The organism is Bathymodiolus thermophilus thioautotrophic gill symbiont, assembly GCF_003711265.1.
In the GTDB taxonomy this organism is placed as follows: Bacteria; Pseudomonadota; Gammaproteobacteria; order PS1; family Pseudothioglobaceae; genus Thiodubiliella.
In genome coordinates this window covers 1,327,770-1,342,771 of sequence record NZ_CP024634.1, presented here as the reverse complement: position 1 = coordinate 1,342,771, position 15,002 = coordinate 1,327,770, and the positions used below count along the sequence as shown (strand labels likewise).

11 protein-coding genes and 1 pseudogene are annotated in these 15,002 nt (G+C 38.7%); 4 read left to right on the top strand and 8 right to left on the bottom strand.

All coding sequences use genetic code 11. From position 1 onward, the window contains the following. Nucleotides 1-2: 2 nt before the first annotated feature. From MS2017_RS05205 to MS2017_RS05190, 4 genes and pseudogenes are all read right to left on the bottom strand, one after another. Nucleotides 3-312, bottom strand: a pseudogene (locus tag MS2017_RS05205) (rhodanese-like domain-containing protein). Then, nucleotides 309-1,640: a vWA domain-containing protein gene (locus tag MS2017_RS05200; RefSeq protein WP_122951491.1), complete on the bottom strand. Its 1,332-nt coding sequence runs from the start codon at nt 1,638-1,640 to the stop codon at nt 309-311. The pseudogene MS2017_RS05205 and the gene MS2017_RS05200 overlap by 4 nt, the downstream one beginning before the upstream one ends. After that, the gene (locus tag MS2017_RS05195; protein WP_164707613.1) at nt 1,640-2,329 is read right to left on the bottom strand and encodes a hypothetical protein; all 690 of its coding nucleotides are present in this window, start codon (nt 2,327-2,329) and stop codon (nt 1,640-1,642) included. Before MS2017_RS05195 ends, MS2017_RS05200 begins: the two co-directional genes overlap by 1 nt. A gap of 10 nt (nt 2,330-2,339) precedes the next feature. Further along, nucleotides 2,340-3,461, bottom strand: coding sequence for an AAA family ATPase (locus MS2017_RS05190; protein WP_122951489.1), 1,122 nt, complete (start codon nt 3,459-3,461; stop codon nt 2,340-2,342). 189 nt (nt 3,462-3,650) lie between these two features. On the opposite strand from MS2017_RS05190, the gene MS2017_RS05185 reads away from it, so the two are divergent. Further along, nucleotides 3,651-6,416 (top strand): tetratricopeptide repeat protein, encoded by a 2,766-nt coding sequence (locus MS2017_RS05185; protein WP_122951488.1) that lies wholly within the window; start codon nt 3,651-3,653, stop codon nt 6,414-6,416. Between the two features lie 92 nt (nt 6,417-6,508). On the opposite strand, the gene MS2017_RS05180 is transcribed toward MS2017_RS05185, so the two are convergent. Beyond that, nucleotides 6,509-7,549 carry an AAA family ATPase gene (locus tag MS2017_RS05180; protein WP_071563400.1) on the bottom strand — a complete coding sequence of 347 codons (1,041 nt, stop codon included), beginning with the start codon at nt 7,547-7,549 and terminating at the stop codon, nt 6,509-6,511. Nucleotides 7,550-7,612: 63 nt separating this feature from the next. Here MS2017_RS05180 and MS2017_RS05175 point away from each other — a divergent pair, with 63 nt between their 5' ends. Genes MS2017_RS05175 through lipA form a run of 3 tightly spaced genes read left to right on the top strand, consistent with a single transcriptional unit; the run spans nt 7,613 to nt 9,430 of the window. Further along, the gene (locus tag MS2017_RS05175; RefSeq protein ID WP_071563401.1) at nt 7,613-7,897 is read left to right on the top strand and encodes a YbeD family protein; all 285 of its coding nucleotides are present in this window, start codon (nt 7,613-7,615) and stop codon (nt 7,895-7,897) included. Continuing rightward, nucleotides 7,894-8,499, top strand: coding sequence for a lipoyl(octanoyl) transferase LipB (gene lipB / locus MS2017_RS05170; RefSeq protein WP_122951487.1), 606 nt, complete (start codon nt 7,894-7,896; stop codon nt 8,497-8,499). The genes MS2017_RS05175 and lipB overlap by 4 nt, the downstream gene beginning before the upstream one ends. Continuing rightward, complete coding sequence (lipA, locus tag MS2017_RS05165) at nt 8,483-9,430, top strand: lipoyl synthase (RefSeq protein WP_122951486.1); 948 nt, start codon at nt 8,483-8,485, stop codon at nt 9,428-9,430. The genes lipB and lipA overlap by 17 nt, the downstream gene beginning before the upstream one ends. A gap of 427 nt (nt 9,431-9,857) precedes the next feature. Here the strand turns inward: lipA and MS2017_RS05160 are convergent, their stop codons facing one another. From MS2017_RS05160 to MS2017_RS05150, 3 genes are read right to left on the bottom strand one after another with little or no spacing between them, the layout of a single operon-like run. After that, nucleotides 9,858-13,526, bottom strand: coding sequence for an efflux RND transporter permease subunit (locus MS2017_RS05160; RefSeq protein WP_241156963.1), 3,669 nt, complete (start codon nt 13,524-13,526; stop codon nt 9,858-9,860). A gap of 55 nt (nt 13,527-13,581) precedes the next feature. After that, nucleotides 13,582-14,727, bottom strand: a complete 1,146-nt coding sequence (locus MS2017_RS05155) for an efflux RND transporter periplasmic adaptor subunit (protein WP_122951485.1) — start codon at nt 14,725-14,727, stop codon at nt 13,582-13,584. Then, nucleotides 14,724-14,903: a hypothetical protein gene (locus tag MS2017_RS05150; protein ID WP_139458445.1), complete on the bottom strand. Its 180-nt coding sequence runs from the start codon at nt 14,901-14,903 to the stop codon at nt 14,724-14,726. The genes MS2017_RS05155 and MS2017_RS05150 overlap by 4 nt, the downstream gene beginning before the upstream one ends. Nucleotides 14,904-15,002 lie beyond the last annotated feature (99 nt).

The window sequence follows — 15,002 nt, the reverse complement described above, 5'->3', positions numbered from 1 at the left end:
AATCAATAAAGTACCATGGAATTATCAATTTTTTTTGCCCAAGCATCGATACCCCCTTGCAAATTAATAATATGTTCAAAGCCAATAGAGTCAAAATAGCGAGCGACTTGCATAGAGCGAATGCCGTAATGGCAAATAATAACAGTTTCTTGTGCCTTGTCTAATTGCTCAATATTGCTCATAATTTGCCCCATTGGCAATAGTGTTGCGTTTTTAAAATGGCATTTATCCCCATTGCTCACGCACATCTAAAAGCAAAGGTTGATTGTTGTTTAAGTAATCATTGAGTTCGGTAGCAGAAAAATCTTTCATTGTAATTGTATCCTAGCGCCCCACGGGATGGGTTCTTTGCCTTTTACCAGCCACATAACGGGGTAATTAGGCTCCCTTTCAGGGAATTTCCCCTTGGCATCGGTAAAGTAAATTAACACATCACAAGCCCTGTCTTGCGCATCAACATAATCAAACACAGGGATAAAATTAGTCCCTTTTCCGCCCCCTAAAGAGGCAGGAAATTGCAATGCATCCCAAGCCTCAAAACGCCAAGGTGAATGCTCAGAGAGTTTGTCATCACAGGCAATTAAAGTAATACTGGCACTCAAATTGGCTTTAATGGCATTCACTTCCGAGACGAACTCATCCACTTCTTCTTGTGTAATAGAGCCAGAAGTGTCAATTGCGACAGTGATGTCAATTTGATGAGATTTAAGTGCGGGCAGAATGGCCTCTCCGCTCCTGCGTGATGGGCGATAATAACTAAAGTCATCTCGTGCAAGTGCTGACATATATTGCGCCAACAATGATTGCCACGAAACCTGAGGTTGCAAAAAGAAATCAATCAATTTGGCAAATTCGCCTTCTAATTTGCCCGCTTGTTGGGCGATTTGTGCGCTTGAAGCAAGGTTTTTTTGCCATTGAGTGGCAAGTTTTTCAATCTCATCAGGACGCAAAATAGCAGGTTGTTGCGCCAGAGAGGAAGAGCCACCCTGCTTGCCCTCGTTTGCCTCACTTTGGGGCTTGGGATCTTGTTGTAGTTGATCTTCCCGCATACCGCCGTCTGATTGTTTGGAATCATCATTCGCTTGATCGTCATATAAATGCTGATCCATTGGCTCTTGATTTAGATTGTCATCAATCATTGGGTAAATTTCTTCCGCAATCATCCCTGCATATTGTTGAAAAATCGGCACATCAATCGGCGGATGAAACCCCTCCTTAACCAGCAGCGGATTAATAGCAAAATCACAAGCCAAATCCCACTTATGCTTAGTACGGTTACCCCGACGGGCAAAATGAGTCAATGCACAATGTAAAGCCTCATGGATTAAAACAAATTTAACTTGATGTTTATTAAGGGAATCAATAAACTCGGGGTTGTAATAAAAACTTTTGGCATCTGTAGCACTGGTTTTACACCATGAATCTGCTGCCACTAACGGCAAACGCAACACCAAATTACCCAAAAAAGGCTTGTCTAAAATCAACTGCGTGCGTGCCTTAGTTAATCTGTTTTTAATGGTCTCCAAATCACCGTCACTCAATTTGTTTTCTTGTGCTGGTTGCACAATATCTTCACCAACTACCCTAACCTTTTCTTCGGGTATTAGTGATTTATCTTGCCATGTTGGGTATGTGTCCATTAGTTAAGTGATGTTAAGGCGGATACGCCTTTGTAATCTAAATAAAACAAAGGTAAAGCGCTTAATACAGCCACTTCTTTGTTTGGGTTAATGTGTTTTGTTAGTTGGGCATTAAAAATATCATGTTGTTCAATTAAACTATCGGGATTTTCATACTGCCCATTCACTAAAAAATTGGCTTTTTTAAGGTGTTTTCCAACTAAGCACCCAAAGTCGCTCAAAGACAATTCCTTTAATTTTTTGAGACTTAAAAGAGGTAATTTCTTATAATCACCGCCTAACTCAATTCTTGTAGTAATATCCTTAAAATTCAAGTCAGAATTATTATCAGCCAAGGCCTCTAGCATTGGATAACTCAGCAAAAGCTTTCCTTTGTCTGTTTCATTATCAAATATTTCCAACATTTCTTTTATCACTTCATTATCTGCCATTGGCACATGTCCATCATAGTCAAAAAATAGATATATTCTAGCAATATCGTCTCTGCCATAACCTTCTAAACTTAAAGCGCTACACTCTTCCTTTAACAATTCAAAAGTATCTAAACCCAAATCATCTTTCAGGTTCTTGTGTAAATTATATATATGAGTACACCATGCTATTTCTATTCTATCAATGTTGACAGATAAGCGATCAAGAAAAACATGCAAATATTGACGCTCTTGTTTTTCCCCTTCAAATACAAACAAAGTAATTGACTTACCCATTGTTTGCTTTAAATGCGAAGGCTTTATAAAGTTTTTGCAAATTATGTGCTTTGCGTAACTCTTGGTCAGTTAATTTATTAATAGAAGTAATTTTATTGCTATCCAAAATAAAATAACAATCAGGGCGAGATAAATCGTTAGTCATAATATCGGTATTGTGAGTAGTAAAAACCACTTGAACATCAATTTCTTGTAATTTTTTAACAATAAATTTAGATAAGTTATGGTGGTAAAACGAATCAAACTCATCGATAAACACAAAAGAGGCTTTATTGGATTGGATGCGTTGATACCAATAATAAAACAAAGCGATAGACCTTGTTCCTTGTGAGGCAATGTCAAAAAAACTAATGGTCTCACCTTTAAAATCAAACACTATTTTTTCCTCATTATTTTCATCTGCAACAACCTTTAATTTGCATTCAATACCCGCTTCATTAAGAAACTTTTCAAAATTACCAACATTCCCCCGATCAATAATATCCTTATCTATCGCTTTTGCACCGTTTTCTAACCCTAAATAAGCGTTATGCTCTAGTGAGCGGAAAAATAGCATTTTATCAATAAAATCAAAAAATTGATTAAAGGTAGTATTATCGTCATTGCTTTCTAATAAGGTGTTTTCTTTAACATACTTAATGATGGATAAATTAGCGGTAGCAATGCCTTGACTTAGGTTTTCTGCACCTTGTAAAGAAAACTTTGCATGCTTTCTTTCACCGGTACGCTTTACCGATAAAACTTCCTTGTTATTGATAGACAAAAATTCATCCAACAAGGTCTCGTGATCGGTTTTTGAATAGCGATAAACCACTTTGTTTTGTTTAAACATAAAACAATATTCAAATTCTGCACAAGGGTACTTATTTGGTTTGGTTAAATAATTCTGATAAAAACTCCCTTTGCTTGCATTGTCAGTTAAATGCTGAACAATGTCGAACATTGCAAAGCCTAAATTAGATTTTCCAGAGGCGTTAGCACCATAAATAATCGCAGTTTTAACCAGGCCCTCTTTAACAGATTGAGGATTAAACTGATAATCGCTAGCAGTAAAATCAAAGGTTAATTTCTCGTTAAAATTTTTAAAGTTAGTAACGCTAAATTTTTCTAACATAGTTATTTATCATAAAAAGTGAGTTATTCTACCCTAAAAACAAAATGCCGTTAAAAAAATACGGATGGAAAAATTCAGTTTTTCTAACTTGGTGAATGTCTCAAACCTTATTCTGGCAGAACTCAAACTAAATTTTAAAAGTTACCCAATTTTATACAAAGTTCAAATATAAAACGCTAAAATACCCTAATGGCAAAAAATAACAAGAAAAAGAAGAAGAGCGCTACACCCTTAAGTGAGGAGCAACGCGCAAAAAATGCTGAAATTTACAACCGTAAAGGCGTTTTTTTTATCGAACAAAAGCGTTATGATGAAGCACAACAGTGTTTTGAAAAAGTTCTTGCACTTAATCCAAATCACACACATGCGCACAGCAATATAGGTCAATTGTTTCAAGAAAAACAGTGTTTTGACAAGGCGCAACAGCACTTTGAGAAAACCTTATCACTTGATCCCGGGCATGCGGATGCAAGGTGGAACTTGTCCTTGTTGCAATTGATTTTAGGTGATTTTAGTCAGGGCTGGAAAAACTATGAAGCCCGTTATCATAAAAACAAAAAGAACTGGAGGGTTGCCCCACTTAATATTAGCATTCCTCATTATCAGGGTGAAAACATTAGGGGCAAGAGCCTACTTATTTGTTTTGAACAAGGTTTTGGCGATGCGATCCAATGTGTTCGATTTTTGCCTTTATTAAAAACCCAAAAAGGTGTTAGAGATATTATTTTGGTCTGCCAAGCACCGCTCAAAAAACTCTTTTCGAGTATAACTTGTATTGACCATTTGCTTGATGAAAATGAGTTTAGAAAAGCTGAAATCCATGGCATTGATTACTGGATGTTTATTATGAGCCTGCCTTTGTGCTTTAATGTCACATCAGCAACACTACCCAATCAATTGCCTTATTTATCCCCTTCTCAAGCCGCTCAAAACAAATGGAAAGACAGGCTTCCTCAGGGTTTTAAGGTTGGCTTGGTTTGGAAAGGTAGCACCATCCATGCCTCTGACAAACAGCGTTCACTCGCTTCAATTAAACTATTAAAACCATTGTGGAAAATTGCAGAAAACATTAACTTTATTAGTTTACAAAAAGATGCGGGCGAGGAAGAGGCTCAAAACCCGCCAGCAGACCAGCCTTTAATTCATTTGGGCAGTGACATTCAAGATTTTTCTGACACCGCTGCCATTGTCTCTCAACTGGATTTGGTTATTTGTGTTGATACTGCCGTCGCTCATCTTGCTGGCTCACTTAACATCCCTTGCTGGGTATTGCTTCCCAACTACCATACCGATTGGCGCTGGATGACTGACAAAGAAGACAGTGCTTGGTATCCCAAAGTAATGAAATTATTTAGACAAACTGCTAATAGCAATTGGGACGAAGTCATTAACAAAGTAAGTGAATCTTTAACGGAATTAATCAACAACCCGACACCGCCCTCCCAAGCAATTAAACATACAGCAGAAACAACAACGCCAAATGAGTTTAACACCCATATTATTCAACTCTACAAACAAGGTGACATCAGAGGGGCGCTACAACTTAGCAAGCAAGCCTTAAAATTATTCCCAGACAATGTCAACTTACTGGAAAATGCAGGTGGGTTTGCTGGTATGCTAAATGAGGTTGAATTGGCAAAAAAATATACCTTAAAAAGTTTGGCAATTAACCCAAATAACGCCAATACCCATAACAATTTAGGCCTATTGTACAAAGAGCAAAAATACCTTGATAAAGCACAACAGCACCTTGAAAAAGCATTGTTACTCAATCCAAATCACAGTGAAGCACATAACAATATGGGTTTATTACTTCAAAATCAACAGTATTTTGATAAGGCGCAACAGCACTTTGAAAAAGCTTTAAAGATTGAGCCTAACCATATTAATGCACACAGTGAGCTGGCGAATTTATTAACAGCTAAAAAGCAATTTTCCGCAGCACATGCACATTATAAAATAGCCTTAGAACTCAATCCAAATGATGTTGATACAAAGTGGAATATGTCCTTGTTGCAACTCATAACTGGCGACTTTAAGCAAGGCTGGAAAAATTATGAATATCGATACCACGAAGGCAAAAAAAACAAAGTTATAATGAAACCTAATATTTCTTTGCCTCAATATCAAGGTGAAGACTTAAGAGGTAAAAATATCCTCATCTATTTTGAACAAGATTCAGGTGATGAAATTCAATTTATTCGTTATTTACCCTTGCTCAAAACCCAAAAAGGTGTCAGGGGCATTGTCTTGGTATGTAAACCTTGGCTTAAAAAACTCTTTTCAAGTATGGATTGCATTGATTATATATTTGACGAAAATGAAGTTAGAGAAACAGGCGTTCAAAAACCAAGTTATTGGGTGTTTATGATGAGCTTGCCCTTACACTTTAACACCACACTAAAAACCATCCCGAATCAACTGCCCTATTTGTCCTCTCCAAAAACAGAACAAGAAAAATGGAGAGACAAACTCCCGCAAGGCTTTAACATTGGCTTAGTTTGGAAAAACGAACCCATGCGTGGAAGCGATGCCAGTCGCTCTTTACCTTCAATCAAAATCCTAAAGCCACTTTGGCAAGTTGCAGAAAATGTTAACTTCATCAGTTTGCAAAAAGGAGTAGGAGAAGAGGAAGCGCAAAATCCGCCAACAGACCAACCTTTAACCCATCTGGGTAACGAAGTCCAAGACTTCGCCGACAGTGCTGCTATTATTTCGCAACTGGATTTGGTTATTTGCGTTGATACCGCCATCGCTCATCTTGCTGGCTCACTTAACATTCCTTGCTGGATATTGCTTTCTGATTACAACTCCGATTGGCGCTGGATGACCGACAAAGAAAATAGCATTTGGTACCCTGAGGTAACGAGATTGTTTAGACAAGCCACTAATGGCGATTGGGATGAGGTGGTTGCCAAAATATCCGTAGCCCTAACTCAAAAAATAAGTGAATAGAGGGTGGAAGCCTTTTAAGACTGAACAAAGGGCAAATTTACAAATAGAGGCCTTTGGTTAATACAGAAGTCTCTATACACAGAACTCTCATACTAATCAAATAAAGTATCAGCGATTGCACCCGCCCAATTAACAAACTCTGGAATGGCGAAAATTTCCTCACCAATAGCACGCTGCATATCGGATACCAACATTACACCAAGTTCTTTTTGTGGAAAGTTGCGAGCAAAATTAAGGATATTACCCCAAATCTTTTCAGCATTGTCTTTGCCTTTGACGCTAATCGCCCTACCCACTAAGGCGGAACAAATGGCATACTGTAAATCAATAGCATCGGGAATTGACACAGATTCACCGTTTACAATGGCATCCAAGTCTGGCAAATCTTCTAAATGTTCGATAAAAGTTGCCACTTCAACACCTGCCACTTCGCCAACACAGGCGCTAGCAGCAGCTCTAAACAAATTCAAATTGCCCTCAAATTTTTGCAAAGCACGATGGGTAAATGCCCAAGTTCTAGGCGAAGGAAAAGCCACAGGATTGTGCGCAGGATCAAATTCAAACAAGTGTTCGGGACGATAACGCAAAAAACCAATAATACGCTCGTCAATGTCGTTTTTATACGCCCAAGCAACCCAATCGTCTAAATTCACTTCCAGTTCATAATGCGAAAAACGGTTAGCCAAAGGAGCAGGCATGGAATAAGTTACACCACGGTCACCTTGACGATTACCGGCGGCAAAAATTACCCAACCATCAGGTACAATATAATCCCCTAAACGCCTGTCTAAAATTAATTGATAAGCGGCAGCAGAAACGCTGGGAGGTGCTGAAGTAATTTCGTCTAAAAATAAAATACCTTGCTTGCCATGGCGTTTTTCATTGGGCAATAACGATGGAATTGCCCAATCAACTTGTTCGCCGTTTTTAAAGGGAATCCCCCGCAAATCACTTGGCTCCATTTGTGACAGACGAATGTCAATCATATTCACATTATGCTCACTGGCAATTTGCGCAATGATTTGAGATTTGCCAATACCAGGTGCACCCCACAACATAACGGGCGTATGATGACCTTGAAGAACAGATTTAAACTCTTGATTTAAAATAACACTAACTTGCTCTGGACGCATAATTAACTTGAAAATATTAAAATTGATACTATTTTATAGCAATAGACACTAAAATTACCTACTATGATTAAACCTAATTCAAAACCTACTCCAGAAGAGATTTTTAACTTCCCTTGTGATTACCCCGTAAAAGTGATGGGTAAAGATTGCCATGAATTGCACACTGAAATGTGTGCCATTATTGAACGCCATGCTGGGAAAATTCATTTGAGTCAAATTAGCAGCAGAAAAAGCACAAAGGGCAATTACATTTCCTACACCGTTAGAATTGTAGCAACCAGTGTAACGCAATTAAATTCAATCAACAAAGACCTTCAAGACCATCCACTGGTTGCTTACATACTTTGAAAATCACCAAACTGGGATTACAAAACTACACACAAACTTGGGCATCAATGCAAGCATTTAGTGCCAATCGCCAAGTTGATACTGAGGATGAATTGTGGATTGTTGAACATCCACCCATTTTCACTCAAGGCATTTCTGGTAAAGCGGAACACTTATTACAACACAGTGATATTCCTGTCGTGCAAAGTGACCGTGGCGGGCAAATCACTTATCATGCCCCCGGTCAATTAATTGTATATTGCCTCATTGATTTAAAACGCTTGGGGATTGGGGTAAAGAAAATGGTGTCGTTAATGGAAATGGCAATTATAGAAGTATTAAGCCATCACAATATTCACTCTCAAACAAAAAATGGTGCACCCGGTGTGTATGTTGAGGGCGCTAAAATTGCCGCTTTAGGGCTTAAGGTAAAAAATGGCAGAACTTATCACGGATTAAGTTTAAATGTCGATATGGACTTGTCTCCTTTCTCCCATATTAACCCTTGTGGATATCAGGATTTAGCGGTTACACAATTAGCAGATTTAACGGATAATATCAAGATTGGAACCATTGCCAACGAACTTACTCAAACCTTAAAAAAATATGTTACAAGAAGTTGAAATTAAAGCCCTAAAAGGCGAATCAAAAACAGCACGCTTAAAAATCAAGCCTGATGTAACGCGTACGCCACTAAGAAAACCAAGTTGGATTCGCATCAAACACCCTACTGGATCAAAAGTCGACAAACTAAAAAAAACATTGCGCTCGCAAAAACTATTCACCGTTTGCGAAGAAGCACAATGTCCCAACCTTGGCGAGTGCTTTAACCATGGCACGGCGACCTTTATGATTATGGGGCAAATCTGCACCCGCCGCTGCCCATTTTGTGATGTGGCACATGGTAAGCCTAAACCGCTAGATGCGGATGAACCAAAGCATTTGGCGCAAACAATTGAAAAAATGAAACTTAAATATGTGGTCATTACTTCGGTTGATAGGGACGATTTGCGTGATGGTGGTGCCAATCATTTTAAGCAATGTATTGATGAAATTAGACACACCACACCACAAGTTAAAATTGAAATACTAACACCCGATTTTAGAGGCAGAATTGATAAGGCACTTGAAATCTTTAACACTTGCCCGCCTGATGTGTTTAATCACAACCTTGAAACCGTACCGAGTCTTTATCCCAAAGTACGCCCAGGGGCTGATTACGCCTATTCATTAAAATTGTTACAATCTTTTAAACAACAACATCCTGATGTGACGACCAAATCAGGCTTGATGTTGGGTGTGGGTGAAAATGAACAACAGGTATTAAATGTATTGTCTGATTTGCGAGCACATAGCGTGGATATGCTCACGCTTGGGCAATATTTACAGCCCAGCAAGTATCACTTAGCTGTTGAAGAATACATTACCCCTGATCAATTCAAACGCTACAAGAACATTGCCACGGAAATGGGCTTTTCTCAGGTTGCGAGCGGCCCAATGGTGCGTTCATCGTATCATGCGGACTTACAGGCGGCTGGCGAGTCTATTGGTTAAAAATTATTTTTTTGTTATGCTTTTTTCAAACATAAAATAAATAAACGCCTTTGTTTGGGTGGTTATTAATGTTTTTCCAAGGCTTTGAATAATGCGGTAAAACTAAAAAACTTAATCCCATCAAGCATTCTGTTTCTTAAGTCACGCCATTTTCAAGAGACCTTTACATAAATATGGATGATTAGAAAAATTCAATTTTTTCCCAATTGATAATCTTTTAAACCTTGTCCTAACAGGACTAAAGCTGGGTTTAAAAAATTACCAAGTGGGTGAAAAGTGGATTCTTGATGATTATTCATATTTACACAAAGGTCTCTTGAAAATGGCATTAAAACATCAGGGGGTCAGCACTCAAATATGAGTCAAAAATATCTATGTCTAACATGGGTGGCAAATTATTTACTTTAAAACGCCCTAACAGCAAGTTTTAAATATCACCCTTGTCCTCTTTCTTAAGTAAACTGCTGATGTCAATTCTGTCAGACTTGGTGTCTATTTTCTTAGAATCGTCTTGAATAATTTCCTCTACAATAATGTCATCTTGCTCAGTTTCTTGGGCGGTGGCGCCTTGTTTTTCTTCTTGCTCGGCCTCCTGAACGACAACCTCTTGCTTTGTCTTTTGCTCGGTTTTCTGAACAGTGGACTCTTGTTTGACTTCCTGCTCTTTGGACTGAGTCTCTTTGCTTAATAAATCTTTAACCCATTTTTTTGCTTCATCGGCTTTAACTTTAGAGTTGACTCGGGTTGTTGATTTTTTCTTATCTTTAACAACATTGTATTTAGCATCAACATCCTCATCACCCGGCAGTAAGCCCATATTAATAGCAATATTACGACAAGATGCTTCACCTGCAGACAAAGTTCCTAATGGAATAACGATTAAGGTTAACACCGTTGAAACCAATACACCAAACAACAATGAAATCGCCATACCTTGGAAAATTGGGTCAGACAAAATAACACTTGAACCGCCAACCAGTGCAAAAGCAGTAATCATAATTGGGCGTGTTCTAGAGGCGCAAGAGTTGATAACTGCATCAAAAAATGGCACACCTTTGGCATATTCTTGCACGGTAAAATCAACCAACAAAATCGAGTTTCGCACAATAATACCCGCCAAAGCAATCCAGCCAATCATTGAAGTGGCAGTAAATTCTGCATTTAACAACCAATGTCCTGGCACGATGCCCAATAGCGTTAATGGGATAGGCGCCATAATCACAGCTGGAATAATGAAGTTACCAAATTGCCAAACAACCAGCATATAAATAACCACCAATGCTATTGCAAATGCAGTGCCCATATCACGGAAAGTTTCAAAAGTTACTGTCCATTCTCCACTCCATTCAAAACTTGGTACGGTTTGATCTTTTGGTGGGCCCAAATACTCACCTTGCAACTGCTTGCCATTCACAGTTTGATAATCTAACAATAAATCATCAACACCGAACATTGCATAGATTGGCGCACTTAAGCGACCGATTGGCTCACCTAAAACATATTCAACATCTATAAGGTCTTTGTGGAAAATTAAATCGTCTTGCTTTTTATACACAAAAGCGCCTAACTCAGAAATTGGGATCATACCGCCATGCTGTGAAGGTACTGGCAGTTGCGTCAAATAAGAGAGCTGTGAGCGCCTGGATAATGGCACCTTTAAACGAACGCTTGAAGGCTCAAGTGCATTTTTAAGACGAATGGTGGTCACATTAAAACTGCTCATTGCCATTGCCAGCGTCTCTTTAATGGTTTGCACACTAACGCCAAAACGCGAGGCTTTTACGGTATCCACTTGAAAATTAATCACAGGATATTCATCACGCATTAAATTATCAATATCGGTCATTGTGCCCGACGCTTTAAACATCTCGGTTAAATCACTGGCCAACTTACGACGCGTCGCCTTATCTGGTCCATAAACCTCTGCAACTACTGGGCGTAATACTGGCGGGCCAGGTGGCATCTCAACCACAGCATAATTTGCACCCGCATCTAGAGCGACTTGCTGAATAAGTTGCCGTGCTTCAAGGGCGATTTCATGGCTAGAACGATGACGATCGCCCTTTTCAGATAATTGAATTTGCAGCTCACCTTCTGAAGCATTTTGCCTTAAATAAGAGTGTCTCACTAAGCCATTAAAGTCAAATGGTTTGGCGGTACCAGAATAGGTCTGAATGGAAACCACTTCTGGCATCTTGCGTAATATTTGTGCCATTTTATGCAAAGTAGAGGCCGTCTTTGAAAGTGCCGTACCATCAGGCATATCAAGAGAAACGCCAAATTCTGATTTGTTATCCAATGGCAACATTTTCACTGGTACTGCCGTGGAATAAAACATTGACATTGATAAGAAAAATGCCACCACTAAGCCAATTAAAAAACTCATGCCATAAAATTTAACATTGAACAATTTAGAAATGGTTGACTGGAAAAAAGCTTGTAACGCCTTACCCTCTCTTTCTTCTTTCTTGTGCATCTTGTGCAAGACATCAAGGGGTGGCACAAACTTCATGACAAAATAAGGCGTGAATGCAAACGCCGCAAACAATGAGAACATCATTGCCACTGAGCCCAATACTGGAATAGGTGCCATATATGGCCCCATCATACCACTTACTGCCGCCATCGGCACCAAGGCAGCAACCACGGTAAAGGTTGCTAAAATAGTTGGATTACCCACTTCACGAACTGCGTCAATCGCAGTAGCAATGGTAATTTTATTGTCAATTAGCCAGCGTCGGTAAATATTTTCGGTAACCACAATGGCATCGTCCACCAAAATACCAATAGAGAAAATCAGGGCAAAAAGACTCACTCTATCAATCGTCATACCCAGCATCCATGCTGAAAAAATAGTCATTAATAAAACAACTGGAATAACCAATGTTACGACAATTGCAGGACGAATACCAAGTGCAAACCAAACCAACAAAGTAACTGCACCTGTAGCAATAAAGAGTTTCTTAATAAGTGAATTAACTTTATCTTTAGCAGATTTTCCATAGTTCCTGCTAACACTCACCTCAACATTGTCTGGAATGAGGCGCCCTTTGAGTTCTTCAACTTTAGCTAAGATATCATCAGCAACCTTAACACCGTTGGTGCCAAATTTTTTCGCAATAGCAACAGTTACCGCTTGCTCACCAGTTGCCCTTATCTTATCCTTACTGGCAATGCCCGTGTAGTGGTTAACCATATGATTCGCTTCTTCTGGCGCATAATATACATCCGCTACATCACGAACATACACGGGTTTACCTTCTTTAACTGCAACCACTAAATTCTCAATGTCTTCCACTTTCTTGAAAAAGTCACCTGAATAAACTTCCATTTTGTAGCCATTTAATTCAATATTACCCGTATGTGAACTAACATTTGCACCACTAATGGTGTGCGAAATTTGCTGAATAGAAATGCCGTATCCTGCTAGACGACCAGGGAAAACATCAATATGAAAAATCTCTTTGCGTCCACCCACTACAAAACCATGATTGGTATTTGGCACTTTTTTGAGTTGCTGTAGCAATTCCAAGCCGAGCGCACGGAGTTGCCCATCGTCTAAAGATTTTGACCATAGTGTTAGATTGATAATTGACACATCATCAATTTCCTTTGGTTTTATCAAAGGTTGCCGTACACTTGGCGGCATAAACTCAGAATTGGAGAGTATTTTATCGCGCACTTTAGCGACAGAATCGGTCATTTCTTGACCCACATCAAACTCAATGGTAATAATGCCACGACCTTTATCACTTACCGAATACACATGCTTAACCCCTAAAATATCAGACATTAAACGCTCTAAGGGTTTAACGATAATATTAGACACTTCTTCCGAAGAAGCACCCGGATACTCAACGAAGACATCAATCATCGGAACAGAAATTTGCGGGTCTTCTTGGCGTGGCGTAGAAATGAGCCCCATAATACCTGCACCAAGCATAGCAAAGAAAAGAATGATAGAAAGTGGCGAGGTGATAAAAGCCTTCGTCAACTTGCCTGCAACGCCTAATTCATAGTCCTTTAAGTCGTCTAGAATTATGTTTTTATCAATGTTCTCTTCTTTAGAGAGGTCGATATGTTCGTGTTTTTTCATAAGATCTCTATGTGAAAGATGGTGTTTTGATTATTATTCATTGTTATTCAGGGGGCTAAGTATCCATTCCTGAAATCATCATAATGTTAGGATTGGTAACAATTTCTTCGCCAATCTTTAAGCCAGATAAAACACTTTTTTGATAATCGTTAACTTGTTCACCAAGGCGCACAAATCTTAACTCAGTTTTATTGGTCTGTGGATTGACAACAAACACACTTGGCAAACTAGAGCGCCATATAATGGCCGTTTCTGGAATAATTGGCATTAGCAAACCTGAATTTGTTTCAAAAATCTCTACCTCTGCATAAGCACCTGCTAAAACGGGTGAATTTTCAGGTAAATCAAATTTCACTTTAACACTGTGTTTATTGTTATCGGCAATTGGGTAAATTTGTGACAATTTTGCATTAACCACCGTATTTGCCATATCTAATTTAATACGATATTTTTTATTGAGTCTTAAACTGGTGACTAAACGCGAAGGCACATTCAGTTCAACTTGTAGTTTTTTAATGTTGGCAAACTTTATTAACACTTGGCCGGGTTGCACAATATCACCTTGATCAATGTTCTTAACCACGATAACACCATCAAAAGGTGCCACAATATTTGCATCTTTAAGACGGGCTTCCACTTGTTTAAGCTTAAGTTGCGCTTGCGTCAATTTATGTTTTGCTTGCTGGTAACTGGTGTAGCGTGAAGTGCGTCTGGCAAACTTATCAAAATCAGGATTGCCTTGCCCACTCATTCTTACCATTGGATCAGTGAACACTGAAAACATACTTGGAATACCGCCAAACATACTGCTTGAGTTTGGTGAAACAATTGATTGTGAATATTGCACACCTGCATTTTTAAGGGCTTCATTAGCAGATGCTATCTCCGCATAAACCGCATCTCTTTGTGCTTGAATAGATTCCTGCTCAAGGGTGATTAAAGTAGCGCCTTGTCGAAACACATCGCCTTCTTGACCTTTGACACTTAATACATCACCTGAAACCTGCGCTGATAGGCTTACTTGTGCAGATGAAATCACCTTGCCACCAAGGAGTGCCCTTTTGTTAAGCGACATACCCCTTACTTGCTGAATATTATAGGTAGAGTTAAAATTTTTCGAACCTTGTTTAAACTGTGCTGCACTAGGAAATGATAATGGCAGTAAAACCAATGTCGTTAAAGCTGTTGTCAATAAGTTCATGATTGCCTTATGTAAAATACGAAAATTAAATGAGGCCTTTGTATAAATATAAACGATGAAAGAAATTCAATTTTTGCCCATTTGACGATTTCTTTAAACTTTGTCTTAACAAGACCAAGGCTGGGTTTAAAAAAATTACCAAGTGGGTGGAAAGTGGATTCTTGATGATTATTCATATTTATGCAAAGGTTTCTAAATAACATTATAGCCATTTAATTTTACACCAATCCTATCTTTTTAATCAAGTATTACCACAATCCAAAAACAGGAAATAC

Excerpts from the sequence above, each read along its gene's own strand:
- MS2017_RS05200 (WP_122951491.1), bottom strand. The coding sequence starts at position 1,640 with ATGGACACATACCCAACATGGCAAGATAAATCACTAATACCCGAAGAA.
- MS2017_RS05190 (WP_122951489.1), bottom strand. The coding sequence starts at position 3,461 with ATGTTAGAAAAATTTAGCGTTACTAACTTTAAAAATTTTAACGAGAAA.
- MS2017_RS05185 (WP_122951488.1), top strand. The coding sequence starts at position 3,651 with ATGGCAAAAAATAACAAGAAAAAGAAGAAGAGCGCTACACCCTTAAGT.
- MS2017_RS05180 (WP_071563400.1), bottom strand. The coding sequence starts at position 7,549 with ATGCGTCCAGAGCAAGTTAGTGTTATTTTAAATCAAGAGTTTAAATCT.
- MS2017_RS05175 (WP_071563401.1), top strand. The coding sequence starts at position 7,613 with ATGATTAAACCTAATTCAAAACCTACTCCAGAAGAGATTTTTAACTTC.
- lipA (WP_122951486.1), top strand. The coding sequence starts at position 8,483 with ATGTTACAAGAAGTTGAAATTAAAGCCCTAAAAGGCGAATCAAAAACA.
- MS2017_RS05160 (WP_241156963.1), bottom strand. The coding sequence starts at position 13,526 with ATGAAAAAACACGAACATATCGACCTCTCTAAAGAAGAGAACATTGAT.
- MS2017_RS05155 (WP_122951485.1), bottom strand. The coding sequence starts at position 14,727 with ATGAACTTATTGACAACAGCTTTAACGACATTGGTTTTACTGCCATTA.
- MS2017_RS05150 (WP_139458445.1), bottom strand. The coding sequence starts at position 14,903 with ATGAATAATCATCAAGAATCCACTTTCCACCCACTTGGTAATTTTTTT.